Source organism: Lysinibacillus halotolerans, assembly GCF_003711845.1.
Classification (GTDB): Bacteria; Bacillota; Bacilli; order Bacillales_A; family Planococcaceae; genus Ureibacillus; species Ureibacillus halotolerans.
Genome location: NZ_RHLQ01000046.1, coordinates 1 through 26,318 on the forward strand (window position 1 = coordinate 1; position 26,318 = coordinate 26,318).

Annotated in this window: 34 protein-coding genes and 1 other annotated feature; of the genes, 8 read left to right on the top strand and 26 right to left on the bottom strand. The window is 35.2% G+C overall.

Annotated features, from left to right (window positions below):
* Positions 1–421 precede the first annotated feature (421 nt).
* From EC501_RS14810 to EC501_RS14825, 4 genes are all read right to left on the bottom strand, one after another.
* Positions 422–883 (bottom strand): hypothetical protein, encoded by a 462-nt coding sequence (locus EC501_RS14810; protein WP_122973106.1) that lies wholly within the window; start codon positions 881–883, stop codon positions 422–424.
* A 134-nt stretch (positions 884–1,017) separates the two neighbouring features.
* Positions 1,018–1,425 (bottom strand): hypothetical protein, encoded by a 408-nt coding sequence (locus EC501_RS14815; RefSeq protein WP_122973108.1) that lies wholly within the window; start codon positions 1,423–1,425, stop codon positions 1,018–1,020.
* 164 nt (positions 1,426–1,589) lie between these two features.
* Complete coding sequence (locus EC501_RS14820) at positions 1,590–2,153, bottom strand: hypothetical protein (protein WP_241559366.1); 564 nt, start codon at positions 2,151–2,153, stop codon at positions 1,590–1,592.
* A 115-nt stretch (positions 2,154–2,268) separates the two neighbouring features.
* Positions 2,269–2,736 carry a carboxymuconolactone decarboxylase family protein gene (locus tag EC501_RS14825; protein ID WP_122973109.1) on the bottom strand — a complete coding sequence of 156 codons (468 nt, stop codon included), beginning with the start codon at positions 2,734–2,736 and terminating at the stop codon, positions 2,269–2,271.
* 132 nt (positions 2,737–2,868) lie between these two features.
* On the opposite strand from EC501_RS14825, the gene EC501_RS14830 reads away from it, so the two are divergent.
* Together EC501_RS14830 and EC501_RS14835 are read left to right on the top strand one after the other, a co-directional pair.
* Positions 2,869–3,312, top strand: coding sequence for an Lrp/AsnC family transcriptional regulator (locus EC501_RS14830; RefSeq protein WP_122973111.1), 444 nt, complete (start codon positions 2,869–2,871; stop codon positions 3,310–3,312).
* 119 nt (positions 3,313–3,431) lie between these two features.
* A complete protein-coding gene (locus EC501_RS14835) occupies positions 3,432–3,983 on the top strand; it encodes a metal-dependent hydrolase (protein WP_122973113.1) in 552 nt (183 codons plus the stop codon).
* 94 nt (positions 3,984–4,077) lie between these two features.
* On the opposite strand, the gene EC501_RS14840 is transcribed toward EC501_RS14835, so the two are convergent.
* From EC501_RS14840 to sirA, 14 genes are all read right to left on the bottom strand, one after another.
* On the bottom strand, positions 4,078–4,929 hold the full coding sequence (locus EC501_RS14840) for an RCC1 domain-containing protein (RefSeq protein WP_122973115.1): 852 nt from the start codon (positions 4,927–4,929) through the stop codon (positions 4,078–4,080).
* A 148-nt stretch (positions 4,930–5,077) separates the two neighbouring features.
* Complete coding sequence (locus tag EC501_RS18420) at positions 5,078–5,227, bottom strand: hypothetical protein (protein ID WP_158599724.1); 150 nt, start codon at positions 5,225–5,227, stop codon at positions 5,078–5,080.
* A 75-nt stretch (positions 5,228–5,302) separates the two neighbouring features.
* Positions 5,303–5,590, bottom strand: a complete 288-nt coding sequence (locus EC501_RS14845) for a hypothetical protein (protein ID WP_122973116.1) — start codon at positions 5,588–5,590, stop codon at positions 5,303–5,305.
* Between the two features lie 269 nt (positions 5,591–5,859).
* The gene (locus EC501_RS14850) at positions 5,860–6,609 is read right to left on the bottom strand and encodes an ABC transporter permease (RefSeq protein WP_122973118.1); all 750 of its coding nucleotides are present in this window, start codon (positions 6,607–6,609) and stop codon (positions 5,860–5,862) included.
* Positions 6,610–7,371, bottom strand: coding sequence for an ABC transporter ATP-binding protein (locus EC501_RS14855; protein ID WP_122973120.1), 762 nt, complete (start codon positions 7,369–7,371; stop codon positions 6,610–6,612).
* 348 nt (positions 7,372–7,719) lie between these two features.
* Positions 7,720–8,070, bottom strand: coding sequence for a DUF1048 domain-containing protein (locus tag EC501_RS14860; protein ID WP_122973122.1), 351 nt, complete (start codon positions 8,068–8,070; stop codon positions 7,720–7,722).
* Positions 8,071–8,081: 11 nt separating this feature from the next.
* The gene (locus EC501_RS14865; protein ID WP_122973124.1) at positions 8,082–8,429 is read right to left on the bottom strand and encodes a DUF1048 domain-containing protein; all 348 of its coding nucleotides are present in this window, start codon (positions 8,427–8,429) and stop codon (positions 8,082–8,084) included.
* Between the two features lie 61 nt (positions 8,430–8,490).
* Positions 8,491–8,811 (bottom strand): PadR family transcriptional regulator, encoded by a 321-nt coding sequence (locus tag EC501_RS14870; RefSeq protein ID WP_122973126.1) that lies wholly within the window; start codon positions 8,809–8,811, stop codon positions 8,491–8,493.
* 425 nt (positions 8,812–9,236) lie between these two features.
* Positions 9,237–9,542, bottom strand: a complete 306-nt coding sequence (locus tag EC501_RS14875; protein WP_122973127.1) for a hypothetical protein — start codon at positions 9,540–9,542, stop codon at positions 9,237–9,239.
* Positions 9,543–9,765: 223 nt separating this feature from the next.
* Positions 9,766–11,439: an arginine--tRNA ligase gene (argS, locus tag EC501_RS14880; RefSeq protein WP_122973129.1), complete on the bottom strand. Its 1,674-nt coding sequence runs from the start codon at positions 11,437–11,439 to the stop codon at positions 9,766–9,768.
* A gap of 41 nt (positions 11,440–11,480) precedes the next feature.
* Positions 11,481–11,698 (bottom strand) — a binding site (T-box leader).
* Between the two features lie 88 nt (positions 11,699–11,786).
* Positions 11,787–12,692, bottom strand: a complete 906-nt coding sequence (locus EC501_RS14885) for a TIGR03943 family putative permease subunit (protein WP_122973131.1) — start codon at positions 12,690–12,692, stop codon at positions 11,787–11,789.
* A 10-nt stretch (positions 12,693–12,702) separates the two neighbouring features.
* Complete coding sequence (locus EC501_RS14890) at positions 12,703–13,686, bottom strand: permease (RefSeq protein WP_122973133.1); 984 nt, start codon at positions 13,684–13,686, stop codon at positions 12,703–12,705.
* Positions 13,687–13,980: 294 nt separating this feature from the next.
* Positions 13,981–14,202 (bottom strand): YneF family protein, encoded by a 222-nt coding sequence (locus EC501_RS14895; protein ID WP_122973135.1) that lies wholly within the window; start codon positions 14,200–14,202, stop codon positions 13,981–13,983.
* Between the two features lie 215 nt (positions 14,203–14,417).
* Complete coding sequence (gene sirA / locus EC501_RS14900) at positions 14,418–14,846, bottom strand: sporulation inhibitor of replication protein SirA (RefSeq protein WP_158599725.1); 429 nt, start codon at positions 14,844–14,846, stop codon at positions 14,418–14,420.
* Between the two features lie 243 nt (positions 14,847–15,089).
* Between sirA and EC501_RS14905 the strand changes: the two genes are divergently transcribed.
* The 5 genes from EC501_RS14905 (at position 15,090) to EC501_RS14925 (ending at position 18,648) form a co-directional block, all read left to right on the top strand.
* Positions 15,090–15,443, top strand: a complete 354-nt coding sequence (locus EC501_RS14905) for a lmo0954 family membrane protein (RefSeq protein ID WP_122973138.1) — start codon at positions 15,090–15,092, stop codon at positions 15,441–15,443.
* A gap of 14 nt (positions 15,444–15,457) precedes the next feature.
* Complete coding sequence (locus tag EC501_RS14910) at positions 15,458–16,114, top strand: PspA/IM30 family protein (RefSeq protein ID WP_122973140.1); 657 nt, start codon at positions 15,458–15,460, stop codon at positions 16,112–16,114.
* Between the two features lie 117 nt (positions 16,115–16,231).
* On the top strand, positions 16,232–16,909 hold the full coding sequence (gene liaF / locus EC501_RS14915; RefSeq protein WP_122973142.1) for a cell wall-active antibiotics response protein LiaF: 678 nt from the start codon (positions 16,232–16,234) through the stop codon (positions 16,907–16,909).
* Positions 16,906–17,985, top strand: a complete 1,080-nt coding sequence (locus tag EC501_RS14920; RefSeq protein ID WP_122973144.1) for a sensor histidine kinase — start codon at positions 16,906–16,908, stop codon at positions 17,983–17,985. Before liaF ends, EC501_RS14920 begins: the two co-directional genes overlap by 4 nt.
* Before the next feature lie 30 nt (positions 17,986–18,015).
* Positions 18,016–18,648 (top strand): response regulator transcription factor, encoded by a 633-nt coding sequence (locus EC501_RS14925; RefSeq protein ID WP_122973146.1) that lies wholly within the window; start codon positions 18,016–18,018, stop codon positions 18,646–18,648.
* Positions 18,649–18,864: 216 nt separating this feature from the next.
* Here EC501_RS14925 and EC501_RS14930 read toward each other — a convergent pair whose 3' ends face one another.
* From EC501_RS14930 to yneA, 8 genes are all read right to left on the bottom strand, one after another.
* A complete protein-coding gene (locus EC501_RS14930; protein ID WP_122973148.1) occupies positions 18,865–19,110 on the bottom strand; it encodes a helix-turn-helix domain-containing protein in 246 nt (81 codons plus the stop codon).
* Positions 19,111–19,187: 77 nt separating this feature from the next.
* Positions 19,188–19,844, bottom strand: a complete 657-nt coding sequence (locus tag EC501_RS14935) for a 3-oxoacid CoA-transferase subunit B (protein ID WP_122973149.1) — start codon at positions 19,842–19,844, stop codon at positions 19,188–19,190.
* The gene (locus tag EC501_RS14940) at positions 19,844–20,548 is read right to left on the bottom strand and encodes a CoA transferase subunit A (RefSeq protein WP_122973151.1); all 705 of its coding nucleotides are present in this window, start codon (positions 20,546–20,548) and stop codon (positions 19,844–19,846) included. Before EC501_RS14940 ends, EC501_RS14935 begins: the two co-directional genes overlap by 1 nt.
* Before the next feature lie 124 nt (positions 20,549–20,672).
* Positions 20,673–22,667 carry a transketolase gene (gene tkt / locus EC501_RS14945; RefSeq protein ID WP_122973153.1) on the bottom strand — a complete coding sequence of 665 codons (1,995 nt, stop codon included), beginning with the start codon at positions 22,665–22,667 and terminating at the stop codon, positions 20,673–20,675.
* A gap of 134 nt (positions 22,668–22,801) precedes the next feature.
* Entirely contained in the window at positions 22,802–23,032 is a 231-nt protein-coding gene (locus tag EC501_RS14950; RefSeq protein WP_122973155.1) for a DUF896 domain-containing protein, read from the bottom strand.
* 266 nt (positions 23,033–23,298) lie between these two features.
* Positions 23,299–24,165, bottom strand: a complete 867-nt coding sequence (locus tag EC501_RS14955) for a M23 family metallopeptidase (protein ID WP_122973163.1) — start codon at positions 24,163–24,165, stop codon at positions 23,299–23,301.
* A 176-nt stretch (positions 24,166–24,341) separates the two neighbouring features.
* Positions 24,342–25,001 carry a YneB family resolvase-like protein gene (locus EC501_RS14960; RefSeq protein WP_122973156.1) on the bottom strand — a complete coding sequence of 220 codons (660 nt, stop codon included), beginning with the start codon at positions 24,999–25,001 and terminating at the stop codon, positions 24,342–24,344.
* A complete protein-coding gene (gene yneA, locus EC501_RS14965; protein ID WP_122973158.1) occupies positions 24,998–25,336 on the bottom strand; it encodes a cell division suppressor protein YneA in 339 nt (112 codons plus the stop codon). The genes EC501_RS14960 and yneA overlap by 4 nt, the downstream gene beginning before the upstream one ends.
* A gap of 169 nt (positions 25,337–25,505) precedes the next feature.
* Here yneA and lexA point away from each other — a divergent pair, with 169 nt between their 5' ends.
* Positions 25,506–26,126, top strand: a complete 621-nt coding sequence (lexA, locus tag EC501_RS14970; RefSeq protein WP_122973160.1) for a transcriptional repressor LexA — start codon at positions 25,506–25,508, stop codon at positions 26,124–26,126.
* Positions 26,127–26,318 lie beyond the last annotated feature (192 nt).

The window sequence follows — 26,318 nt, forward strand, 5'->3', positions numbered from 1 at the left end:
TTCTTCTCCAAAGAAATCACCTCTATACGCTCCTAACTCTATGAAGTTAGGATTATTTTCATATAAAAGTGGCTCACTTTTCAACTGCGATGGTGGCTCAGTTTTAGCTTATCAAATACAATCATGATTACTTTAGGAAAATCAATTCATTATTGGATCATACAAATCTCTACTTTCGAAGTGTTCGGAATTGTTTCAGGAATGACATTTATTTTAAGTTTTTTTAATAATCAATCAAAAATTGAACATCAATAATAAGATTTTATTCTAAGTAGCGTCATAACATTTGAGAGTTTCTGATTTGAAAGAACCTTTAAAAAGGGTTAAAAATAAAAGCACTTAACGGGTTAAAATGTTTAAGTGCTTTTACTCATTTTCCTTCTATTTTGTTTCATATTCTATGGTTAACCTTTTATTTAAATCAATATTTAACAAATGTTGTGACTCCTTGATGGGTTATGTAATTAAGATGGCTTAGTTCTTCTATCCATTTTTTAGGGTTTAGTTGAAAGAAACCGTATACATTTTTATAAGTATATCTTTCTACATTGACCTCTATCGGCTCAGGGTGTTCTTCCATATCACGTCGATACTGTTCAAAATCATTTTGGCTTGGAACATAATAGATTTCGATTACATCCCCTATTTCCATATACTTTGCTAAATAGGTAAGAAATAATTGATTCCCCACTCCATTTGCTTCATAAATATAAGGCAACGAGAATAGCCCCTCAATTGACTTTTTCCATTCATTATCTATTTCTTGAACAGAAAAAAAGAAAACGTCTTCCTCTCGTTCAAATACAGTACGATGATTATATTCTTCAATTTCCTCGGGAATTTTAAACGGTTTCGAAGAAGCTAAAAAGGTAATTTCAGTCAATGATTCATCACATCCTAAAAATGATTTATTGTACTAGTTACCTCCCATTGGTAACCCTCTATCTCCTCTGACTTATTCAGTACTTAGCGGAAGATTCCTCTCAAGATCTTATTCCGTAATCCTTATTCGATAGCTTAATCACTATCACTTTTTCCGCTATAAAAAATACTTAGCATGAATGTTAACCCTGCAACAATTTCAATCATGCCAGAATGTATCACTTTTAGAAACCATACCCCTAGAAACGGTATAGAAATCGAAAAAGACGCTGATATTGGTACAATTAACGAAAAGGTAAAACAAGGAACAAATATGCAAATAAATAAGGGGAAATTAAATTTAATGGACCATTTTTTAATCAAAATGAGTGAAAGGTACATACCCCAAATAAAATAAATGATAAATTTAGACCAATATACAGGTGTAAAATTAAATTGTGAACTATCTTTAATTTGATTTTCAATATCAAAACTAATCATTGTTAATAGTAATAAGCCGATAACCCAAATAATTTTCCAAAAATAAACAGACGATTTTTTCATACATCAAAACCTCCCCTTTTTTCATACGTTTCAAAAGAAGATTAGTTCCAAAATTTTACTTACAAAATACATAAAACAGAGCGTTGACTTATAGATCAACGCCCTGCTAATGAATTATTATCCTATATTATGATGAAATGTATAGCAGTATTTCCTCAATAGAACTAGTACGTTTCAACTTTTGTAGTATAATCAATCGAATTGGCGATTTGAACAAGAACTTCTGGCGGTACTTTATCACCTACATCTGAATCAATACTTAATACATATTGCCAACCATCTCTTTCAAAAACGAATAAATTAAACCCAATACCTAGGCCCACAACATATGAAGCTTCACTTCCATTTTTCAACTTAAAGACTTCTGAAATATGTTTTACAAAAGGAATTTTATACTTGATTGGCCGAACTTCAATTTTGTAATGATGTTGGGGGGATTGATCACTGATCATCGTTAATTCAAAATGGTCGTTCATTTCACCATTCATATTTGAAAATCTTCCAAATTGATGGGTAAAACTAATTGGCGGTACTCTAAGGGGAAGCTTCAGTTCTTTTTTAAAATGTTTCTCAAAATCCTTTGTAGCAGCTTCTACTGTTTTGTACCCTATCTCAGGATAAAACTCTTCCATCGGTTGAGGAGAATCTTTTTTGGAATATACATTTTCATATTTCATTCCAAAAAAGAAGACACCTAATAACAATATAAGAGGAATCGTTTTTCGCAAATTGTATCGCTCCTAAATGATATTATTTAGGAATATTTTCTCCAAAATGGCTCTAACTATCCTCTTAAACTAAGAATATTGTGCAGAGATGGCGTGATCCGTTTATTACAGTTATTTATTTCATTTGCCTTCCATCTAACATTTGAAAAAGTAAGTTATTAAATGAAGAATCTTCTTGCGGTTTTAATTTCATTATTGCGCCAAAATATTGCTGTGCTGTTGTAAAAGTAATAAATGCACATAGTTCGCTAATTTCCTCTTCTGTAAAATATTCCTTCAATATATTAAAGTGGGCATCGGAAATATCACTTTTTTGTTTTAAAAATACTTCAGCAAACCCTACCGCGACCGATGTTTTTTCGTCAAACAAGTGGGGATCAGGTTTTCCTTTCGCTTTGCAATATTCACAGCCATTACTTTGAGCCAATGTTCTTCTAACTTGTTCTTTTAAATTTGCAGATAACAATCCATCCTTTTCTAAAACATCTCCTAATAGAGACCATTTTTCCATCACTTGTTGGTTATGTCCTAAAAGCTTTTGAAATGGGGTTTCCCCAAATTGGGACTCCATAATCCTTGTCATATAACGACCTCCTTGTTATATTAAATATGATTTAATTATAATGAAGAAAAAAATTAAATCACATTCAATTCAAAACAAAAAACAGAAAGGTTTTTTAAAAAATTAATTAATTTTGGAGGTTTTACTTTAAAAATGAAAATTGATGATATGGATAAAAAAATTTTAGATGAATTACTTCAAAACAGTCGTTTATCCATGAGTGAGCTTGGAAGAAGAGTGAATTTGTCTTCCCCATCTGTAACAGAACGAGTTAGACAAATGGAGTCATTCGGAATTATAAAGAAATATACGTTAGAAGTAGACTATGAAAAAATCGGCTTACCGATCCAATGTTTAATAGAAGCAACGATAAAAAATGGTGAATATCAATCTTTTAAACAATATATCGCTTCCCTCTCAAACGTAGAGTTTTGTTATCGGATTGCAGGAAGTGCCTGTTTTATGCTTAAAATGCAATTTGATACTCTTGCGAAAGCAGAAGAATTCATTGATGCAGTCGGTCCCTATGCCCAAACTGTAACCCACTTTATTTTTTCCAACGTTCCAACAAATTTAAAATTTAACTTGAACGAATAGAGCTTATTTGAATACAATGGATACATTGCCTATTAAAGGAGGCGTATATTGTCACCCTTGTTTAATCCTTCTTACCCCTTAGAAGATAAACAGCTATTAAAAGAAGGAGGAACATCAACATGAATAAACCCGCACATCTGATGGGTGGCTTAACAGCAGGAGTAGCTGTTTCAAAATACTTAGAGCCAACAATAATAAATAGTGGAGCAGTAGATAGTATCGTAAATATTGGGGTAGTGCTTTGTGGAGCTCTACTAGGTTCCCTTTTGCCAGATATCGATCATCGAAATAGCTATATTGGAAGAAAGCTTAGAGTTGCCTCTTTTATTATTAGTAAAACCTTAGGTCATCGAAGTATCGTACATACACCTATCGTCATTTTTGCATTTTCCGCATTACTTTACTCCCTTACAACCCAATTCACAGGTATTATTCATAGCTTGTCACGGTTATTTGTTATTGGAATGAGTTATGGGATGTTTAGTCATTTACTTTTGGATATGTTAACTAGAAGAGGCATTCCCTTACTTTATCCTTTCAGTTCGAAAAGTTTTCGTATTGCCAATTTTAAAGGGGGAGGCATCGGCGATTCCCTAACAATGATCATTGGTCCAATTTTAATTGGTTTAATGGTACTAGATTCTATCATTCCTTTTCTTTTCAGAACGTAACTTCAAAAAAAGACGTTACATATTTTCTCAGAAATATGTAATGTCCTTTTTCCACTATATTAATTCCTTTTAAAGGATATTATGGCAAAAGAAACTAAAGTCGAATATCATGCCAGTAGTTTACATCACATTGACCATATTCATTATCACCTACAGCAACAACCGTGCCGTCCGATCTCAGTCCAACAGTATGGGCACAACCCGCCGATACTGCCACAATATCAATCCAATCACTTACATTACATTGGCCATACCCATTCCAACCTATAGCTACTACAGTACCATCCGATTTAAGCCCGACTGTATGATTACTTCCTACCGCAATTGACACAATATCACGCCAGCCATTTACTTCGCATTGTTCATGTTTATTGAAACCTACAGCCATCACCGTTCCATTTGATTTAAGAGCGATTGTATGAAGATAACCTGCTGCGACGGCTACGATATCATTCCAGTCGTTAACATTGCATTGGCGATAACGATTATTTCCTGTAGCCAATACGGTTCCATCATTTTTAAGGCCGATTGTATGCCAGTCACCTGCAGCAACCGCCACTATATCATGCCAAGCATTTACATTGCATTCGCCTTCATTTTTTCGACCTACCGCTACTACCGTACCATCTGATTTCAGTCCAACGCTATGACGCCAACCCGCCGCAATCGCCACAATATCATCCCAACTGTTTACATTGCATTGATCATACGTATTCCAACCCACAGCCAACACGGTTCCGTCTGCTTTAAGACCAACTGTATGAACATTTCCCGTGTTCGTCGCCATATGAACATTACCAGCAGCAACCGCCACTATATCGGTCCATTCATTTACATCACATTGGCCCAATTTATTATCACCAACAGCTATTACCGTACCGTTTGATTTCAGTCCAACGGTATGCCGACGCCCTGCCGCAACGGTATCTTTTGGCCATCTTTTCATCTTTAAGATCACCTCTGTTTATGAAGTTACTTTTTTATCTCACCTTTTCCGCTATTCTCTCAAAATTATATAAAAAGCAGCCATCTCCTCAAATGACTGCTCTCCTAATAGATTAAATTAATTCAACTATTTTGGCTAAGTGCTTTATTTATAAGAATGGATTATTTTGTTTAGATAACTTTTTAATTTCTTCTTCAGTTAATTTTCTAACTGTACCAGGTTGAGATGCCATTTTATCTATTAAATCCATTAATGATTCTTCATCCATTTTTTCCTCATTAATTTTTTCATCACGCATGACACCCTCTTAGATAAATAGTACTTTATGTAATAAATCAAAATTATTTCATTGCTTATACAAGAATATATAATATTATTGTAGAATTTTAAGTAAATTGTTATAAATTGTGTTATCGTATGATAACGAATATTCAGTAACGAAATTTGCCTCTCCTTCTACATCAAGTAAGTTAGTGTCATCAATACTAATAATACTTTCATTGTTAATTCTACTTTCTTCAAGTGCATCTTCACTATCTTGAATAGCATAATCAATATCATTACCTTTTAAATAATCAAGTACTATTGAAATAGACTTACCGGGAAAAAGATTTCGATTTTTTAGTTCTCCATTCCTAAAAACATTAATAGTTACAGACATATATATCCCCCTTTATTACTATAATAAGTAAATTTCTATGATTTGTCTGTAATATATTTTTGATATAAAAACGCACAACTCAATCGAATCATAACTTATTACATTATCTCAATTTACTACGTTTGTTTGTGAACTCGTCGCGACAATATAAACCGTCTGTAGTATCTTCCCACGATTAAACATTAGGTTAATAAATCAAAAAGGCACGAAAAAATTCTCCGTGCCTTCAAAACATCTAGTTACCCCTGGATACTGGGCAAATGGTGCAGTTACCCTAGCTGACGTTTAAATGCTCTATTTGCAAAAAAGTAAGCGATGATCATGATACCGACGCACCATGCAAGTGCAATCCAAATATCGTTGCCGACAGGGCCTTCATACAAGAGGGCACGAATCGCATTTACGATTGACGTTACCGGCTGGTTTTCAGCGAAAAGGCGGATAAGTTTTGGCATTGTTTCCGTCGGGACAAAAGCTGAACTGATAAACGGTAGGAAAATTAGCGGGTACGAGTAAGCTGTAGCTCCTTCCATCGACTTTGCTGTCAACCCTGGTATAACCGCCAACCATGTCAGTGCTAGCGTGAACAGACCGATTATTCCTGCTACAGCAAGCCAATCCAAGAAATTAGCGCTAGAACGAAAACCCATTAAAAGGGCTACAAGAATAACTACCACAAGCGTTAACCCATTGGAAACAAGAGAGGTCAAGACGTGAGCCCACATAATCGAGGAACGTTTAATGGGCATCGTAATGAAACGGGCCATTAATCCACTCTTTACATCTGTAAATAACCGCAAGGATGTGTAAGCGACACCGGATGTGATTCCCATCAATAAAATTCCCGGTAATAAATAATTAACGTAATTATCTGTCCCTGTTTCTATTGCGCCACCAAAAACGTAGACAAATAACAGCATCATCATAATCGGTGTAATTGCCACCGTAATAATCGTATCTGGACTACGCATGATATTACGCATTAAACGACCAAGTAATACCCCTGTTCTATTTTTCATTTACATTTCCTCCTTTTTACCTATAATCGCGAGGAAAATATCCTCTAACGTCGGTTGTTTTTCGATGTACTCAACTTTTGCTGGTGGGAACATCTCTTTCAATTCCGTTAGGGTACCTGTTGTGATGATTTTCCCTTCATGTAAAATGGCGATTCGGTCCGCCAGTTGTTCAGCTTCTTCTAAATATTGAGTCGTCAATAAAATCGTCGTACCACCATCTGCAAGCTCTTTAACGGTTTCCCACACTTCAATCCGTGCCTCTGGATCTAACCCTGTCGTTGGTTCATCGAGAAAAATGACTGCTGGAGTACCAATTAGACTCATGGCAATATCAAGCCGACGCTTCATCCCACCTGAATATTGGTCTGCCCGACGATTGGCCGCATCCGTCAAACTAAACCTTGTCAGTAGATTGTCAGCGACTTGAGTAGGATTGGAAACTCCCCGTAACTTGGCAATCATGATCAGATTTTCTCTACCAGTGAGCATGCCATCTAAAGCTGCGAACTGTCCTGTCAGACTAATGCTCTCGCGAACATAATCTGGTTGATGTTGAACGTCAAAGCCACAAATATTTACTTTACCACCATCAGATTTCATCAATGTCGAGAGGATGTTGATTGTCGTCGTCTTGCCTGCTCCATTTGAACCTAGCAAAGCGAAAATTTCACCACGCCGTACATCAAAATCCACTCCCTTTAATACTTCCTTGTCTTTATAAGATTTCTTTAACCCTTTTACTGATATCGCTACATTGCCCATATTTTTTCCTCCTTATATTAAGTATAGAAAGATTGCTTTCGAAATCGAAAATTTCCTAGCTTAGTCTGAAAAGAGAGGTAGATACTCGTATACAGACAAAGCAGTATAAATATCCGATTAACGGCCTTAATTCTAGATTGCCAATACTCCCCTATTAAGTCTGACTTATAATAAGTATTACTTAGTACCGAGTCAAAAAATAACTGAATAGTGAAGGTGATAATTCACATTGGTTACCCACTATTCAGAACGGGATTATTGCTTCTACTTAATCTATTCTTGAACCTCTTATCCATCCTCAATATACTCGCTTTACCTCATATACATTTTCCTTCTCGGTACCTATTTTTACTTCTTTTTATCTGTAATCTTTTTCATTGCCTTAGCAACTTCTTTGTCTACAGATTCTTGGTAGATGTCAGCGTATGTTTTCGAATCTTTGATTAAATCGTCGCAGAAAGCTGCCACGTCATTACCTGTCACTTCGAGTACACCTTTCCCGGAGGCAGCACCTTCTTCAAAAAGATCAATAATTCCCGAAAGTAAACCAGTCCCTTCGGTTAACTCGACAGGGCCGACCTTAAAAAGATATTTTTGAATCTCCTTATAAACAACACGATAATCTTGTGGGAGGGCTTTGACACGCGCCATGTGTGCTCTCCACTCTTTTTTACCTTCAATAATGTCTTGTATGCTCATTTTTATCCTCCTTATTTACCCAGTTTTTTAGCAACATTTCTGTTTAGTTGCTCACGCCACTTATCGCGATAAGATTTTGCTTCCTCTTCACCGCACAATGCCGAACAGAAGCCTTGAATATCATCGCCCAAAACCTCTTGAACACGCTGACCTTCCGCTGCCGTTTCTTCAAGTAGACCAAGTACACCGTCAAGAATTGGCATGAGGTTGCGACCAGTGAAATCTGAGTGCGACCAAAGATTAGCTTTAATTTTTTCCCATGCCGTTTGATAATCAGATGGCAATTTTTTGGCACGGAATTCAAAATTTTTCATTTCTTTCGTCATGTCACTTCCTGTAATTTTTTCCCAAAACCTCATTACTTTTCCTCCTTTTTTTATAAAGCTGAACCAAAACCACTGGACGATACAATTTATGAAACTAGATTGACTTTAAAGCATTAATTTTTGAAGATAAAAAATCCCATTTTTCCCAAAACAATTCAAGTTCCTGGCGCCCAGCTTCATTAAGTGTGTAAAACTTGCGGGGTGGACCCATATCTGACGGTTTCTTTTCTACATTAACTAGTTTTTTCTTTTCTAATCGTACTAGGATAGTGTATACAGTTCCTTCCACAACTTCAGTAAACCCAAGTTGGTTTAGGCGACGGGTAATTTCATAGCCATAGGTTTCATGACGACTAATAATTTCCAACACACACCCTTCCAGCGAACCCTTCAGCATCTCAGTTAAATTTTCCATGTTCAGCGCCTCCCCTATTCTGTCTGACTTATATTCTGTATTACTTAGTACCGAGAAAAAATTTTACTTAATAGCTTTGTGTAAAAAGGCTATTAAGTAATACTAACTACATCTATAATGTAGCACTAAGTAGTGAGGGTGTCAATTAAAATTTAGAAACTTTTTCAAAATTCACTACTAAGCACTACAAGTATCAAGTAACACTTACTACAAGTACATCGTAACACTAAGTAGATTGACTGTCAATTGGAATTTATAATTTTTTTTAATTCTTTTAATTCTGCTCATTATTTTTGAAATTATTAATTGTCCATATTTTATCCTTTGGATTACACACATAAAGAAAGAGCACAACTTCTACTCTGAATTGTGCTCGATTGTGGAAATATAAAAAATTTATTGTTAGCCTATTTCTATAACATCATTTATTCTTTTGGTAAAATTCCATTTGTAATTTTCAGTAACAATTTGTTTAAAATGGTTACACATAAATTGAGGATAATCAAGACGAAGGCAAGAAAAACTATATATTTAAAGATTATATTCGAAATTGATCCTACAATCCAATTCCCTCCAAAGTATATAAAAATAAAGCCCATTAATGTTGCTAAAAGATAGGATATCCCAACCCCTAAAATTTGGCGTTTTGTCAGTACCTTTAACGTTCCTCTATTTTTCATAATCCTGTAAATGATGATTACAATAGATATAGCAATAAATAAATACTCCATTATATAACCACTCCTACTTTTCATTCTTGACATAATGACGATAAAATTCTTTATGCTTTTACCGTATCAATAGGAATCAACGTTTTTTTGAAAGTGAATGATAAATTCGATATAAACATTCACTTGTAATTGACAAGTAAATAATATCCCAGTTTATTTTGATAATATCATTTTGTTTTATAATAAAACATACCCCCTTCTTGAATATTAAAAGGGTTTATTTTTACATCTCCTTAGGTGCTTTAATTCCTAATAATCGTAAAGATTCTTGCAAAAGTATCGAAACCGCATAAGCAACTTTCAAACGTTCTCTTTGTAATTCATCATTCGTTAAAAACTTCGTATTAGCATAATATTTATTAAAGCTTCTTGCTAGTTGCAAACTAAATTTCGCAATTGTTGAAGGATTTGCTTGAACAAAAGCCGTTTCGATTACATGAGGAAAAGTTTCAATAAGTTTTATTACTTCCCACGCTTCCCCATCTAAATAATTTAAATGCGATTCCGTAAATGAAAATTTGCCTTTGTTGAGTAAAGTTTGAATCCGCGCATTCGTATATTGAACATACGGTCCCGTTTCTCCTTCAAAAGTCACCATCTTTTCAATAGAAAATTCGATATCATTCATTCGTTCATTTTTTAAGTCGTTGAAAATAACTGCTCCAATTCCGACCTCATTTGCTACTTTTTCTTTATTTTTAAGTTGGGGATTTTTTTCTTCAATATTTTTTCTCGCAGCTTGCATCGTTTCTGCTAACACATCGGCTAGTAAAACGACCTTCCCTTTACGAGTAGACATTTTTTTCCCGTCCTTTAACATCATGCCAAATGGAACATGCATTAAATTTTCGGACCATTGATACCCCATTTTCTTCAACACTGCAAACAACTGTTTAAAATGGAGCGACTGTTCATGGCCGACCACATAAAAAATTTTAGCTGGTTCATATAAATTGTATCGATACATGGCCGCTGCTAAATCACGGGTCGCATATAAAGTGGCCCCATCTTTTTTCATCATTAAACAAGGTGGCATCTCTTCTAATTGAACGACCATCGCACCGTCGGATTCTTCAAGTAATCCTTTATTTATTAATTCTTCTACAACAGAACCCATTTTATCGTTATAAAAGGCTTCACCGTGATAGGAATTAAAGGAAACACCTAACATTTGATAAATGTCTTCAAACTCCTTTAACGAAGCATCTCGGAACCATTTCCATAATGCGTGAGCTTCCTCATTTCCATCTTCAAGGGCTTTAAAAGCTTCTCTTGCTTTGTCGTTTAACGACTCTTCTTTTTCTGCTTCTTCATGAAACTTTACATAAATTTTTAATAGCTCTTCAATAGGATTTTGTTCAATAGCCTGTAGATTGCCCCACAATTGGTAGGCAACGATCAATTTCCCAAATTGGGTACCCCAATCTCCTAGATGATTAATACGGATAGCTTCATAACCTAACTTCTCAGAAATGTTTGCTAACGCATTGCCAATTACCGTGGAACGAAGATGTCCCATCGAAAAGGGCTTCGCAATATTTGGTGATGAAAAATCTAAAACAACCTTTTGACCGTTTTTCTCTTTTGTTCCAAAATGATGTTTTTCCAATAAAACCTTTTCAATTACATTATTGGCCACTTGTAATTGATGAAAAAATACATTGACATAGGCCTGTTCTGCACGCACTTCTTGTATAAAATCACCTTGAATTTTTTCGGCTATTTCCTTCGCAATTAATTGAGGAGATTTTTTCAACTTTTTTGCTAGTGTAAAACAAGGAAAAGAAATATCTCCTAAGTGGGCATATTTAGGTATTTCCAACAATGATTCTATTTCCTCAACTGATAAACTTTCATTTAATGCCTTCGAAATAAGGAACGCTAATTTCGTTTTCATTTTTCATCCTCCTCTAAACAAAAAAGCTCCCGTCTCTATAAAAAAGAGACGAGAGCATAAATTCCCGTGGTACCACTCTAGTTGCCACAAATGTGACCGCTTTTTTCGTTCATAACGGGGTGCCTTCCCCGATCTTCTCTACTAAGTTTCAAGAAGTTTCTCCAAAGTGCGTTTCACTAATATTTTCAGTATTAGGCTCCCACCACCCCTAATTCGCTTACCCTTCCATATTAGCTACTGTCTTTTTCATCGAATTTCCCATTCATTAAATTAAAATTGATTCTACATAATCGTAAATTGAAATGCAAGAAAATTTTAATAAAACAGTTCAATGATTAAAACATAGTTTATTCAGCTAACGTTAATACCGGATAAACATATGGTTCAGTCGGCTCGTCTATTACTTTCCAGCCAGTTGCTTTAATAACTGGAATTTCATATCCCCCGTAATTTGTCACATCTAATACGCCTTCAATTTCAAGCCAAGTATCCTCTTTTAAAGTATTTGCCCCTTCAAATTCCGTTAAAATCCCTAAAATACTAGCGTCAGCTATACAATGGGTAATCATAAAACGAGATAATACGAGTTGATTGGAATTAAAGCCATCTTCTTTAAAAACAAACCCGCTCATTTGAATGGTTCTTCCTACATATTCCGTTGGATTTTCATTTAACGCTTCGTAATAAGAACCAAAAATATCATCCTGCATTTGAATCGTCTCGGATTGCTCAAGTAACGATAACTTTTTCTCATATTCTTCATTTGATAAATAATTGTTATTCACTAATGGAACGTGGTCACTTGAATAAATATCAATATTTTCTTTATCTGTAAGGGTTGTTTCATTCAAAGGGGAAGTTTCCTTTTGATTTACTTGGGAAAAAATCGATCCTTTATTTGAAGCAATGGTGGAATTTAAAATAGCTGGTTCAAAAGCAAATCCCGTAATAATAGGAAAAACCATCACACTGTAACTGAATAATCTTGATAAATTAAATTGTTCATTGCCATGGTCATGACCGTGATGACAACTTGGACCACAATGATGATGTCCTTTCCCTTTCCTTTGAAAAATACGAAACAGCTGTATAAAGAACAACAGGATAAAAATACCCGCTGCTAACTTACTAATATTTTCATATTTCGGGTTAATATATTTCATGATCGTCCCTGTCGAATGTAAATCAATGAAAAACAACACGAATACGCCTAAAATGACAGCTTTGATAAAATGTTGCAAGTGAAACTTCATGGAAACACCCCTATAGGAAACTAGTTAAACTTACAAATAAAAAGACAATCGTTGTAATTAGAAGGAATAATACGAATACAAACTTCGCCTTAAAGACACTTAGTAACATGATCGTATTTTTCAAATCAATCATAGGTCCATACACTAAAAAGGCAAGGATGGAAGTTGTGGGAAACAAGTTTCTAAAGGAAGCACCAATGAAGGCATCTGCCTCTGAACATAGGGATAAGAAGAATGCTAATGCCATCATTACAATCGTCGAATGGTAAACACTATCTCCGAAAGCTAGCAACGCTTGGGCAGCTACAAAGGTTTGTAACCCAGCTGCGACAAAGGCACCAATAATTAAATATTTACTCATATCAAAAAATTCATCGATTGAATGTTCGAACATTCCTTTTACTCTTTGATATAAAGGGGGGTGTTTTACTTTTGATTTTGTGACGCTATGTTCCTTATGTTTTAATTGATTTGATTTAAATAAAAAGCTTATCACTAGTGCAATGGCTAATGCTGCGACAAACCCAACGCCCATTCGTAACAAAGCCATCCTTAAATCATTTCCAAAGGCCATATACGTTGAAAGGATAACAATTGGATTAATTAATGGACCGGTTAATAAAAAACCAACTCCTGCATATAAAGGAACGCCTTTATCAATTAATTTTCGAACAATAGGAACGATTCCACATTCACATGCTGGAAATAAAGCACCGACTATACAACTCATGAACACGGCTTTTACTTTACTTTTCGGAATCCATGACTTGATATGTTCTTCCGTAATAAATATTTGAATAAATCCAGCAATTAGGACACCTATTAAAACAAATGGAATGGCTTCGATTAAAATACTAAGGAAAATGGTATTTAACTGGGGTAAAGAACTCCATTCTTCCGTAACGAAAAATGGACTAAAAAAAATGAAACCAACGACTAAAAGGAGGAAAATGATTGTAGAAAGATTAAATGAAGATTTTTGGCTATAGGACATTGAAACTCACTCCTTCTCCATAGAACTACTTGTTCGATAACATTTCTATCTACCTTGTTCTAAATTTTCTATTATCAACAATACAAAATACTATTTTTTAAATCTCCTATAGTAATTTTAGTAAAGGAAGCATTAAAACATGCTAAAAAAATGATTATTTTTCAAACCATTACTTATAAAAAAGAAAAAGTGTAATTTCAGCTTAAAGCTAAAATTACACCTTTCGAAAAGTTTACTTAACCATAGAAAGTAAAACAACAGTTTAACGTATGCAAACTGTTGTTGAGATTACAATTATTTACTTTGTAATTTGTTCATTTGTGCCATCATTTGACGAACTTGCTTTTCAGATGGTTTACGTCCCATTTGAGCCATCATGACACGAATCATTTGTTCATTGATTGGTGGGTTTTCTTTTAAATATTTCATCATATATTGACGTGCTAAAAAGAAACCTAGTGCAACGCCCCCTACTAGAGCGATAATTACGATAAGAATCCAAGCCCATGTAGCCATTTTGTGCCAACCTCCTCCACTGCCGTTAATACCATGAATCAAACTTTGTTCAACCACTTTATACGAATGGAAAATCAAGTTTCACAATCATATAAAGAAAACAAAGATAAACTCTCCATGAAGGATTATACACTATAAACTACTTAGATACTAGCTTTTCAATTGTTTTTTCTATAATCGTAGCCCAAACCTACAATCCGTAAAACTATTCATTTCTAGTAAGAAGCATGTTTAATCGGTTTTAACCATCCACATTCCGATTCTTCTGTATTAAAAGCAATAAAAGAATCATTCATTTGGCTCAAACTATGGAATAAATCCAAATCTAACATACGAGATCCCTCACAAATGGCCTCTATATGATAATTACATACTTTTATTTTTAAACCACCTTTAAGTTGGTGTTCAAATTTCAAATAATCATCTACCCATTGAATTGTCGGGAAACTCTTTTTTAAATGCTCGTAAATTACACCTTGTACCATTCTTCCTTCAATCGGTTCACAGAGATAGCTTAGCTGCTTATCCGCAGAGGACTCGAGAGCTTGCTCTTTAGTCGATACCATTTCAAGAAGCATTCTTTCCCTTCCAAATACAAAAGACTGGTACTGTTTTTTTATATGAAATATTGAATATGTTCTCATGTTACGTCCTCCTCTCATTACCAACATTATAAAGAATAGATTCTGAATATTTTGTCAAAGGGTGTCACGACTTTCCTTCTATTTTTGTCAAAATAGCATGAATGACTAATTTCGTTCACTTTTCCTAGATTCCCTCAGCCTCAAGACCTAGTGAAAAATGCAATCGGAGTCCGTTTTAGGAAATATCGTTAAGAGATAACATAAAGGTACAACAGAAAGGTACAACAGAAAGGAGCAAGAGAAATGAAAAAATTATTTCTATTATTAGTCGGAGGTATTACTGCAATCGTCGCCCTTTGTATGGTTGGGCCACTACTTGGCTTTGCTTTTTCTGCATTACTAGTCTTCTTAGGTATGCATTATTACGTAAAAACAACATCAACAATGATGAAAGTAGTATGGGTTGCAATTGGTTTAATGGGAGTGTTTTCAGCCATTTCAAACGTGCCAGCAATTATCGGCTTAGCAGCATTAGTTGTTCTATATATCATTTATAAAAAATGGAACAATGAAGAAGTTTCTTTTAAACAAATTAAAGAAGATTCGAGCGATCCATTTACAAACTTTGAAAAAGAATGGGCAAAATTAACAAAATAAAGGAGAGATAGGAAATGGTAAGTTTATTAAAACGATTTAAATATACAGTAGAGGCAGATTTACACGAACTTTTCGATAAAAAGGAAAGAAAAAATCCTTTAGCCATGTTAAATCAATATATTCGAGAAGCTGAAAAACAAACTGAACAAACAGGTAAATTACTACAAAGACAGGAAAAATTAAAAGAGCAACTTGAAAGTGAATTAAAAGAAGCAAATGACATGCTAGAAAAACGTACTGCACAGCTACAATTAGCTGAACAAGCAATGGAAGAAGATTTAATCACCTTTGCCCGCTCTGAAGTTGAAACATATAAAACGCGTCAAATGACCTTATTACAAAGTCTTGAAACAACAAATAAGGAATTTATTGCACTGGAACAAAAATTTGAAACGATGAAGCACAAAATTAAAGATATGAAAGTACGTCAGCTTCAATTGATGGGAAAAGAAAACGTTACCCGTGCCCATCACAAAATGAATGCGGTCATCGAATCAAACAATGAATCGGACTTTGATGATTTATCTTCTTACATTGACAATCTTGCAAATAAAATCGAAAAGGATTATGAACGAACTCAATTGGAGGCGCGTTTAGCTGGGCTTGAAAAAACTCATCATAATAGCAATGTAAAAGAAATTGAAGAGAACACATCTAGTACAATCGACTAAACATGTTATAATAACCAATATTAGGAGAAGGCTTTTTCGAGTCTTCTCCTTACATTCTGTATAAAAGACTCATTTATTAAGGATTAGCAACTTAAATCGTAAAAAGGAGGAACCATCTTGAACAGATTAAGTACGGACCTATTAACGTTTATCACGATTACCGTGTTATTAATTGTGTTCGTTGAGCTAACGATTTTTAATAATGGTGGCGCCTTTTTACTTATTATTGGGGCTCTCCTACTCTATTATAGCTTTTCAAAAAATAAAAAACTGTTTTTCTGGATTGGTTGTTTATTTATCTTTTTTGCTATCTTATCCGTTTGGAGTTTACGACTACTCATCGTTGGGATATTAATCTATCTCTTATATAAACATATTACAAAGGAACAAAAAACGGTTACAATCGATTCCCAACTAGATCCAACTGCTCTAAAGAAAAACGATCTTTTTGGCAGTACTTCTTCTCCCCTCGAACAATATAAGTGGGAAGATGTCCATATCCAAAAATTAATTGGGGATATAACAATTGATGCGACGGAAACGATATTACCGACTGGCACTTCTGTCATTTCAATTCGGCAGTCCATCGGGAAAGTAACGATTGTATTACCATATGAAATTCCTTTCCGCATACAATATACCACTATATTAGGGGAAGCGAAATTTTTAGGAAAATCAAAAAGGCTTATAAATGAAAAGCTTATTTTTGAAGATGGTCAACCTGAAGACGCTAAGCGTAAACTAATTATCCATGTGGCAACTTGGTTAGGAGATGTGGAGGTGATTCGAAAATGATATCGTTTGTTTTTCGCATCATCACCTTATTTTTATTATTAAGTAGTATGACGTTTGGCTTTATTTATTTATTCCTAGGCTCCCCCGATGAAGATTGGAGCTTTTTATGGGAGCAAGATGTTGAAAATTTCCCGATTCTTGCCATTATACTGATTGCTCTATCTATTATTAGTTTTATCATTAGCATATGGATAAGTGCCGTTGCAAAATCGAGGGAAGTATCTGCCACCCGGTATGTAAAACAATTAGTAGAACCTGATTTTTCATTAAAGAAAAAGAGAAATATTTCATATACATTAAAAAAGGCGTTAACCCAAGCAAATGAATTAATCGAAACTCAAAGAACAAGCTTACAACGGTTATCCAATGAAAAAGCAGAAGCAAATGATAAAATTATTCAAGAACGGATCATTGCAGAAAGGCAGCGATTAGCTCGAGAGTTACATGATTCTGTCTCACAGCAACTGTTTGCTGCATCTATGCTATTATCTTCTATTACAGAACGGGATGAAGATTTCGGTGCTTCGAAAACGACTTTAACTCAAGTGGAGAAAATTGTTCAGCAAGCCCAATTGGAAATGAGAGCATTATTACTTCATTTACGTCCGATTGCCCTAAGAAACAATACACTTGCTCAAGGGCTAACTGAGTTAATTCAAGAACTTCAACAAAAAGTTTATTTCAACATCGAATACCAAATTGAAGAAATTGTTCTTTCAAAGGCGGAGGAAGATCATTTATTCCGTATTGCCCAAGAGGCATTATCCAATACATTACGTCATGCAAAAGCAACTGAAGTAGAACTACTATTAATTGCTAGAGATAACGTGGGTATTTTACGTATTCAAGATAATGGTCAAGGTTTTAATATGGAAGAAGATAAAAACACTTCTTATGGATTGAAAAATATCGCAGAACGGGCAGTGGAAATCGGCTGTACTTATAAAATCGTTTCTGTTCCTGGGGAAGGAACGATTGTGGAAGTAAAGGTACCGATTAAGCATAAAGAACAAATCGAAGGAACGGAAAAAAGTTCTTCTAAAATGGAGCTAACAGAAGATGACGGAAATCAATAAAATTGAAAGTTTGAAATGGGAGATGGAAAAATGATAAGAATATTAATTGCCGATGATCATGAAATGGTACGGATTGGTGTATCGGCCTATCTTTCAGCACAACAGGATATGACCGTTGTCGGCGAGGCGTCAAATGGGGCAGAAGCGGTTGAGAAAGCCCTCGAACTAAAGCCTGATATTATTTTAATGGATAATGTTATGCCTGTTTTAACTGGTGCTGAGGCAACCGCTCAAATTTTACACAAGTGGCCGACTGCAAAAATTATGATGGTAACAAGTTTCTTAGATGACGATAAAGTTTATCCGGCATTGGAAGCTGGTGCAGTCAGTTACATATTAAAAACATCCAACGCAAAACAAATTGCTGAAGCGATTCGTAAAACGATGAATGGTGAAACCGTATTAGAACCAGAAGTCACAACGAAAATGATGTCACGAATGCGAAGTAACGCCTCCTCTCCCCTCTATGAGCAACTGACGGAACGGGAAATGGAAGTATTACTCCTCGTAGCCCAAGGCAAAACAAACCAAGACATTGCCGATGAATTATTTATCGCCTTAAAAACGGTTAAAACCCATGTGAGTAACATTTTAGCGAAATTAGAAGTACAAGACCGTACACAAGCAGTTGTCTATGCATTTCAAAATGGATTAGTAAAATAATAACATAACATTACATTTGTAGATGAAAAGGACTATTGTATGAACCCACTTTTCATCTTTTTATTTTGTTTTGCGGTTAGTGATTATTAACAATGCGACCGTAAAAAAACTACTACAAAAATCCTTGTAGTAGTTAAAAATTAAAAGTTTACCTAACTCCCCAAGAAATCCTTCCCGAAAAGTAATATAGTTTATGAAAATGGGAATGATTTCATACTAACCTTCTCTATTATTTTTAATATTTTTAGTAGATAATCTTATCAGTTCTGTTCCAATTTTATATCGTTTTGTCTGTTCATCGACAGATAATATATTTTCATCTCGTAAAACGGTTAATATACGATGTAATGTACTAGGTGGTATTTGTAAATATCGGGCTAATTCATTGACTCCCCACTGAGGTTGTTCATCGATGAAGGCACGGAGAACAGCAAAAGCTTTTGAGATTGAATTATTGTTCATAGATTACTCCTCAAGTGAAAAAGTAACAACAAAAACTTCGACAAATTTCTCCCTTATTTAAGTATTAATCGGCAAGTTTAACGAACTTCCATTTCAGCTAAATCTTTAGCAATCAAAAAGGATGCTTCAGTGTTATTTTTTATTTCTTCCAACGTTACACCAGGAGCAGTTTCTACTAAGACCATTCCTTCCTCCGTAAAATCAAACACTCCTAAATCTGTAATCAAACGATCTACTACCCCTTGACCAGTTAAAGGTAGCGTACAATCCTTTTTCACTTTCGATTCCCCATTTTTTGAAACATGTTCCATAATAACAACGACTCGTTTAGCACCATGTACTAAATCCATTGCACCGCCCATGCCTTTTACCATTTTCCCAGGAATCATCCAGTTCGCTAAATCACCCGTTTCCGAAACTTCCATTCCACCTAAAATCGCTATATCAACATGACCGCCCCGAATCATTGCAAAGCTTTCGGCAGAATCAAAAAAGGAGGCACCTTTTACAATCGTAACGGTTTCTTTTCCTGCGTTAATTAAATCTGGGTCTACCTCTTCCTCTGTCGGGTAGGCACCAATTCCTAATAACCCGTTTTCGGATTGTAAAAGCACTTGGTAATCAGATGGAATTTCATTCGCCACAAGTGTTGGCATCCCAATTCCTAAATTAACGACCATTCCATTTTGAATCTCTTTTACGGCCCTTTGTACAATTAATAGACGATTTGACATTAAACATTCACCTCTTTACGAGTGATTTTTCGTTCAACACGTTTTTCAAAGTTGGAACCAAGGAATACATGTTGAACGTAAACAGCAGGTGTATGAATATGATCAGGATCGAGACTACCTGCTTCCACAATTTCCTCTACTTCAGCAATCGTAATTTTCCCTGCCGTTGCAACAATCGGGTTAAAATTCCGTGCCGTTTTCCGATAGATAAGATTCCCTAAAGTATCAGCTTTCCACGCTTTAACAAACGCGAAATCTCCGACTATAGCCCTCTCTTCTATATAAGTTTTTCCGTCAAAAACTTTCGTCTCTTTTCCTTCAGCTACGAGTGTCCCTACCCCCGTAGCAGTATAAAAAGCAGGTATGCCAGCACCACCTGCACGAATTCGTTCCGCTAATGTTCCTTGTGGTGTTAATTCTACTTCCAGTTCCCCTTTTAATAGCTGTTGCTCAAAAATTTTGTTTTCGCCTACGTAGGAGCCGATCATTTTTTTTATTTGCTTATTTTTTAATAGTAAGCCTAATCCCCAATCATCGACACCACAATTGTTACTGACAACAGTTAAGTTTTTAACTCCCATCTTGGCAATTGTTTGGATTGCATGTTCAGGTATGCCACACAAACCAAAGCCGCCTACTAAAATCGTATCGTTATCTTTTAATCCTTCTAATGCTTTTTCCATTGATTCAATTACTTTTGACATTTTTCCACACCTCCTTTATCTATATATGATAGAAATAAAGCTATCATTCCACTATGTCGAATAGTTTTTCAATTTTTTTCATAAAAAAAGACCTATGAACAAAGTTCATAGGTCGAATTTTTGATTATAATGCTTTTACTCTTGCGACAACATTGTCGACTGTAAAGCCGTATTTCTCCATAATGATTTCCCCAGGAGCACTTGCACCAAATTGATCAATGGCAAGGATATCTCCTTCGAAACCAGTATATTTATGCCAACCGAATGAAGAACCCATTTCAATTGCTAAACGTTTTGTTACTGCTTTTGGCAGTACGGACTCTTTATATTCAGCTGATTGTTGTTCGAAACGATCCATAGACGGCATCGAAACAACCGACACGTCCATTCCATCAGCTAACAATTGTTTTTGTGCCTCTACTGCTAAAGATACTTCTGAACCAGTTGCAATTAAAATAGCATCTGGCGTTTCTTTAGTTGCTGGAGAAACAACATATGCCCCTTTAGCAACACCATCTTTTGCTAGGGTAGCTGTCGTTTCTAGCACCGGTAAGTTTTGACGAGAAAGAACAAGCGCTGTTGGTACATTTTTAGATGAAACAGCTAATTTCCATGCTTCTGCAGATTCATTAGCATCAGCTGGACGAATTACAGAAAGATTTGGCATAGCTCGTAAAGAAGCTAAATGTTCTACTGGTTCGTGCGTTGGTCCATCTTCCCCAACTGCAATCGAATCATGAGTAAATACATAAGTCACCGGTAATCCCATTAATGCAGATAAACGTACAGCTGGACGAACATAGTCAGAGAATACAAAGAATGTTCCACCAAATACATTTAATCCGCCATGTAATGCCATACCATTTAAAGCTGCACCCATTGCAAATTCACGAACACCAAACCAAATATTGCGGCCTTCTGGTGTATCAGGGAAGAAATCGCCTGCACCTTTAATCGTTGTTTTGTTGGATCCCGCAAGGTCCGCACTACCACCGAAGAAGGAAGGAACTTTTTTCGCTAATGCATTGATCACTTCCCCTGATGATGAACGAGTAGCGATTGATTTTCCTGCTTCATAAACAGGAACTTCAGCATCAAAGTCTTCAGGTAGTTCATTGTTCATCGCTTTAATGAATTGTTCTGCTAACTCAGGGTATTCCGCTTTGTAGCTTTCAAATTTTGCATTCCATTCAGCTTCTGGTTGAACCCCTTGTTTGTCAGCTGCTTCTTTGAAAATGGAATACACTTCCTCAGGAATTTGGAATGGTTCATGTTCCCAACCGTAAGTAGCTTTTGTTAAAGCAACTTCGTCTGTACCAAGTGGTGCACCGTGGGAATCTGCTTTCCCTGATTTGTTAGGAGAACCATAACCAATGACCGTTTTTACCTCTATTAATGTTGGTTTACCTTTTGATTGTTTCGCTTTTTCAATTGCTTCATTGACTGCATCTACATCCGTACCGTCAGCAACATGTATATAGTTCCAACCATAAGATTCGAAGCGTTTTTGTACATTTTCAGAGAATGATTTCGCTAAATCACCATCTAAAGAAATATCATTGGAATCGTATAAAACGATTAATTTATCTAATTGTAAGTGTCCAGCTAAAGAAATCGCTTCAGCAGCTACCCCTTCCATTAAATCGCCATCACCACATAATGCATACGTATAATGATCTACGATTTCATGACCTGGTTTATTATATGTAGCAGCTAAATGACGTTCAGCCATAGCCATCCCTACTGACATTGCAATACCTTGTCCAAGGGGACCTGTCGTTGCCTCAATACCTACTGTATGACCGTATTCAGGATGTCCTGGAGTTTTAGAACCCCATTGACGGAAATTTTTAATTTCCTCCATGTCTAAACCATATCCACCAAGGTGTAATAAGCTATATAGTAACATTGAACCGTGACCAGCTGATAAAACAAAACGGTCGCGATTATACCATTTCGGATTTTGAGGATTATGACGCAATTGTTTTGTCCAAAGTGTGTATGCCATTGGAGCCGCACCCATTGGTAAACCTGGATGACCAGAGTTTGCTTTTTCGATTGCATCAATAGATAAAGTTCGGATTGCATTAATTGCTAATAGATCCGCGTTTTGTGCCATTATTTGACATCCTTTCTCGTGCTAATTATTGTTCTTATACAGTTTAGACAAGATTTTCTAATAAAACAATCCTATTCATAGACATTTTAGAATTATGTCATACTTTATTTAAATATGTCACATTAGTATCTTCTTTAATTCAGTTTATTTCGTTGAATTTCTTTAATTTTATCTGGTGTAACGTCATTTCCATCCGCATCATAGACTTGTACATTTTCGATTGTATTACGGAAAGAAGAACGGAATGATTCTAAATACTCTTTTCTAAGGGAAGTACGCTCTTTTGCCTCAGCTTCCGTTAATTTACCCTCTTTCGCCTTTTTTGACAGCTCATTAATACGAGCAATTTTTTCTTTTGATAACATCCTTTTCTCACCTTTCTATCTCAACCATTTAGCAATATGAAATATAAATCATCATAATAAATACTTACTATTATTTTAAACGCTAAACGAAGATATTCAATACTTCAAAGGTAAGGAAAAATGGAGAGAAGCGCAAGTAAAACACCTTTGCAAAATAATAACTATTTGTTAATCAAACATTTTATATTCCCTAACTTTGTTTCATTTAATACAAAAAAGTAAGCACCCTTTTAAGATGCTTAGATTGTCTATTCTATATTAAATTACTAATTAAAACTTGAGACCGTATCCCCTTGTATCGGTTCTTTCCCATCATGAAAACGAATTCGAATAGACTTCCCTTTTGTGAAATCTACAGTATCCATCACTTGGAAGTGTAAATGGGGTTCAGAAGAATTTCCTGAATTTCCACATAAACCGATAAATTGCCCAGCAGAGACAATTTCTCCTTCTTGAACTTGAATAGAGTGTTGTTTTAAGTGAGCAAGCATACTATATTCTTTATGTTTGTGTTCGATAATGACACAATTACCTTCCGGAACATCCGGATTCATTTCCCCAGGGACATTATCTTCTATACCATTTATAATTTTCACGACTTTCCCATCAGCTGGAGCAAGTATTTCTTGATTAAAAGCGTAATAATTTTCATTTTTCGATGGGTTCTCTTTATAAGTTTTGTTATTTTGAACTTGAACTAAATCGTAAGCATATCGTTGGCTCTCATAGACATAATGATAATTGATAAACTCATTTAAACCACCCCAAAAAACAAACCATTCCCCTTTAATCGGCATATCGTAACGATTCTTTGTTAATCGTTTATCTGTTTTCGGATAGATGACGTAGGGTTTCAAAATAAGTCTTTGAATTATACCCGTTTCATCGAAGGAAACGGAAATTGCTTTTTCCTCTCGCTCATCTAACCAAACATAATGAATGGAATCTAACATATTGGTACGAAACTCAATGTGATAACTAGTTACACCTTCATTAAATGAACGGGCTAATTCTGTAAACTGCTCAATGGAAATTAAGTTTTGAAATTCCTCAGTCGTTTGTCGATAAATCGTTTCATATTCTCCTGAGTGAAAATAAGTACCAAACTCCTCGGGCGTAATAACTTTAAACATTTCCACCACTCCACCTCCGTCATTTTGTTAGAACTTTCTATATTAATAGATACGAACAAATTGTAAAAACGTTTCAATTTCTTCTGTTTATAAACATTCATTTTCTGCAGTTAGACTTCTAGATTTAAATATAAAATGGGACAAGTTCCACAGAACATGCCCCACCTATTATTTAACTAGTCTTCAAGTTCTTCCATATACTCAGTATATCGTCGGTGCACTGTCGCTTTACTTACTTGGAAGCCTAATCCTCTTAGCGTTGATGCAATTTCATGAAATGTTAGCCCCTTATTTCGTAGGTTAACAATTTCTTCGATTGGTACATCGATCCGTTCTCGTCCTTCGTGTAAATGACGATTTTTAATATTTTTTTCTGGTCGATATCCATTTTCAACCGCCCGTTTCATTCCTCTTTTAATTTTAGCGTTATGTATTTTCCGTTGATATTCCTCTACAATCGCTAAAATTTCTAGCAACATCGTATCCATTTCATTTAAAGAAAGGGGCCCGGCATTATTTAATGAATAAACGATTGTCCCATTTTTTTGAAGCAAATGTAAAACTGCCATTCGTGCATTACCACGTCCTAAACGTGTTTCGTCTTGAACAAATAAAGCAGGTACATTGTTTTCTTTTATATAGTCTAACATTTCAAGAAGCCCTTCCCGTTCTACTTCATATCCACTATGCTGATCTTGAAATGCTCGCAATACTTGATAATTCATTTTTTCAGCATAGTTGCGTAATTCTTCTTCTTGACGAACCAAGGACGTTTCTTGCGTATTTTTTTCTGTACTTACCCGTGTATAGATGACGGCTTTGTTATTTTTACTCATTTATTTTTCATCGCTACCTCTACTGAATGAAGATCGTCTTCATTCTCTATTTTTGCCATATAAACGCTATCTTCATTAACCAATATCGTTAAATCATGGCCTGCAACAATGTTTTCTCCAATAAGATTGTTTTCATTTTTAACTTTTTGGATCCACTCTTGTTTTGTCATTTTACCACGATATTGTTCTGCTAACGTCCATAGAGTATCACCGTGTTGAATTTCAATTTGTTCGTATGTTATATCGCCATTGTCTGTAATCAATAAAATTGCTCCCATAACGAAGAAAGCGACGAATAATACTACAATATAGCTGTTTTTTTGTAACCATTTCATAACTCTCAACCTCTTTTCGAATGTTTGTTCGGAATGTATGTTCTTAATTTAATACGAACACATGTTTTTGTCAACACTATTTTCGAACCTATGTTTGCTTTTTTGTTCTATCACTGATATACTATATGTAATTAATAGAGATACATATTCACTTAAAGAGGTGAGAGAATTGAAAAAAATATCAAAAAGACAGGAAGATATTTTAGCATTCATAAAAGAAGAAGTTCGCACGAAAGGATATCCACCATCGGTTCGTGAAATTGGCGAAGCGGTAGGTCTAGCATCCAGTTCCACTGTGCATGGGCATTTAGCTCGTTTAGAAAGTAAAGGACTTATCCGACGTGACCCTACAAAACCGCGCGCTATTGAAATTTTAGATGGGGAAACGGATACCGTTCAAAAACAATCCGTCGTACATGTTCCTCTTGTAGGGAAAGTAACAGCTGGTTTGCCAATAACTGCAATTGAAAATATTGAAGAATATTTCCCACTACCAGATACTTATGGTACGAGCGAAGAAAAATTATTTATGTTAGAAGTAATGGGTGAATCCATGATTGAAGCAGGTATTTTAGATGGAGATTACGTAGTCGTAAAACAAACTTCTACTGCGAATAATGGAGATATCGTCGTTGCTATGACAGAAGATGATGAAGCAACTGTAAAACGCTTCTTTAAAGAAAAAACTCATTTCCGCTTACAGCCTGAAAATTCTAGCATGGATCCAATTCTAGTGAACCAAGTGAGCATATTAGGTAAAGTAGTAGGCTTATATCGTCGAATTCATTAAAAAAGGTTGTCTCGTAGTCTAATCGACTGAGGGACAACCTTGTTTCGTATATTGATTATAGTTTCATTAATAGGCTCTAAAATATTTGTTGGGGTACAGATAAAATTCAGAAAAAATAAACACGCAATCTCCTAATTTTGTTAGACTTTGTTTAGACCAATAAACAAAACAAAAGGGAGATGCGTGTAATTG

What these genes read in the sequence shown, in the direction of transcription:
- EC501_RS14850 (WP_122973118.1), bottom strand. Translation starts at nt 6,609, where the DNA reads ATGAAAAATAGAACAGGGGTATTACTTGGTCGTTTAATGCGTAATATC.
- EC501_RS14895 (WP_122973135.1), bottom strand. Translation starts at nt 14,202, where the DNA reads ATGGCTACATGGGCTTGGATTCTTATCGTAATTATCGCTCTAGTAGGG.
- EC501_RS14860 (WP_122973122.1), bottom strand. Translation starts at nt 8,070, where the DNA reads ATGAGCATACAAGACATTATTGAAGGTAAAAAAGAGTGGAGAGCACAC.
- EC501_RS14825 (WP_122973109.1), bottom strand. Translation starts at nt 2,736, where the DNA reads ATGACAAGGATTATGGAGTCCCAATTTGGGGAAACCCCATTTCAAAAG.
- EC501_RS18420 (WP_158599724.1), bottom strand. Translation starts at nt 5,227, where the DNA reads ATGCGTGATGAAAAAATTAATGAGGAAAAAATGGATGAAGAATCATTA.
- EC501_RS14950 (WP_122973155.1), bottom strand. Translation starts at nt 23,032, where the DNA reads ATGTTATCAAAAGAAAAAATTGCTCGTATTAATGAGCTGTCAAAAAAG.
- EC501_RS14855 (WP_122973120.1), bottom strand. Translation starts at nt 7,371, where the DNA reads ATGGGCAATGTAGCGATATCAGTAAAAGGGTTAAAGAAATCTTATAAA.
- EC501_RS14905 (WP_122973138.1), top strand. Translation starts at nt 15,090, where the DNA reads ATGAAAAAATTATTTCTATTATTAGTCGGAGGTATTACTGCAATCGTC.
- EC501_RS14910 (WP_122973140.1), top strand. Translation starts at nt 15,458, where the DNA reads ATGGTAAGTTTATTAAAACGATTTAAATATACAGTAGAGGCAGATTTA.
- EC501_RS14940 (WP_122973151.1), bottom strand. Translation starts at nt 20,548, where the DNA reads ATGTCAAAAGTAATTGAATCAATGGAAAAAGCATTAGAAGGATTAAAA.
- argS (WP_122973129.1), bottom strand. Translation starts at nt 11,439, where the DNA reads ATGAAAACGAAATTAGCGTTCCTTATTTCGAAGGCATTAAATGAAAGT.
- EC501_RS14840 (WP_122973115.1), bottom strand. Translation starts at nt 4,929, where the DNA reads ATGAAAAGATGGCCAAAAGATACCGTTGCGGCAGGGCGTCGGCATACC.
- EC501_RS14845 (WP_122973116.1), bottom strand. Translation starts at nt 5,590, where the DNA reads ATGTCTGTAACTATTAATGTTTTTAGGAATGGAGAACTAAAAAATCGA.
- EC501_RS14955 (WP_122973163.1), bottom strand. Translation starts at nt 24,165, where the DNA reads ATGTTTAAAGTTATTACGCCCGAGGAGTTTGGTACTTATTTTCACTCA.
- EC501_RS14865 (WP_122973124.1), bottom strand. Translation starts at nt 8,429, where the DNA reads ATGAGGTTTTGGGAAAAAATTACAGGAAGTGACATGACGAAAGAAATG.
- EC501_RS14835 (WP_122973113.1), top strand. Translation starts at nt 3,432, where the DNA reads ATGAATAAACCCGCACATCTGATGGGTGGCTTAACAGCAGGAGTAGCT.
- EC501_RS14960 (WP_122973156.1), bottom strand. Translation starts at nt 25,001, where the DNA reads ATGAGTAAAAATAACAAAGCCGTCATCTATACACGGGTAAGTACAGAA.
- EC501_RS14925 (WP_122973146.1), top strand. Translation starts at nt 18,016, where the DNA reads ATGATAAGAATATTAATTGCCGATGATCATGAAATGGTACGGATTGGT.
- EC501_RS14930 (WP_122973148.1), bottom strand. Translation starts at nt 19,110, where the DNA reads ATGAACAATAATTCAATCTCAAAAGCTTTTGCTGTTCTCCGTGCCTTC.
- sirA (WP_158599725.1), bottom strand. Translation starts at nt 14,846, where the DNA reads ATGAGAACATATTCAATATTTCATATAAAAAAACAGTACCAGTCTTTT.
- EC501_RS14885 (WP_122973131.1), bottom strand. Translation starts at nt 12,692, where the DNA reads ATGAAGTTTCACTTGCAACATTTTATCAAAGCTGTCATTTTAGGCGTA.
- EC501_RS14815 (WP_122973108.1), bottom strand. Translation starts at nt 1,425, where the DNA reads ATGAAAAAATCGTCTGTTTATTTTTGGAAAATTATTTGGGTTATCGGC.
- EC501_RS14890 (WP_122973133.1), bottom strand. Translation starts at nt 13,686, where the DNA reads ATGTCCTATAGCCAAAAATCTTCATTTAATCTTTCTACAATCATTTTC.
- EC501_RS14870 (WP_122973126.1), bottom strand. Translation starts at nt 8,811, where the DNA reads ATGGAAAATTTAACTGAGATGCTGAAGGGTTCGCTGGAAGGGTGTGTG.
- EC501_RS14935 (WP_122973149.1), bottom strand. Translation starts at nt 19,844, where the DNA reads ATGTCAAATCGTCTATTAATTGTACAAAGGGCCGTAAAAGAGATTCAA.
- EC501_RS14920 (WP_122973144.1), top strand. Translation starts at nt 16,906, where the DNA reads ATGATATCGTTTGTTTTTCGCATCATCACCTTATTTTTATTATTAAGT.
- EC501_RS14830 (WP_122973111.1), top strand. Translation starts at nt 2,869, where the DNA reads ATGAAAATTGATGATATGGATAAAAAAATTTTAGATGAATTACTTCAA.
- tkt (WP_122973153.1), bottom strand. Translation starts at nt 22,667, where the DNA reads ATGGCACAAAACGCGGATCTATTAGCAATTAATGCAATCCGAACTTTA.
- yneA (WP_122973158.1), bottom strand. Translation starts at nt 25,336, where the DNA reads ATGAAATGGTTACAAAAAAACAGCTATATTGTAGTATTATTCGTCGCT.
- EC501_RS14875 (WP_122973127.1), bottom strand. Translation starts at nt 9,542, where the DNA reads ATGGAGTATTTATTTATTGCTATATCTATTGTAATCATCATTTACAGG.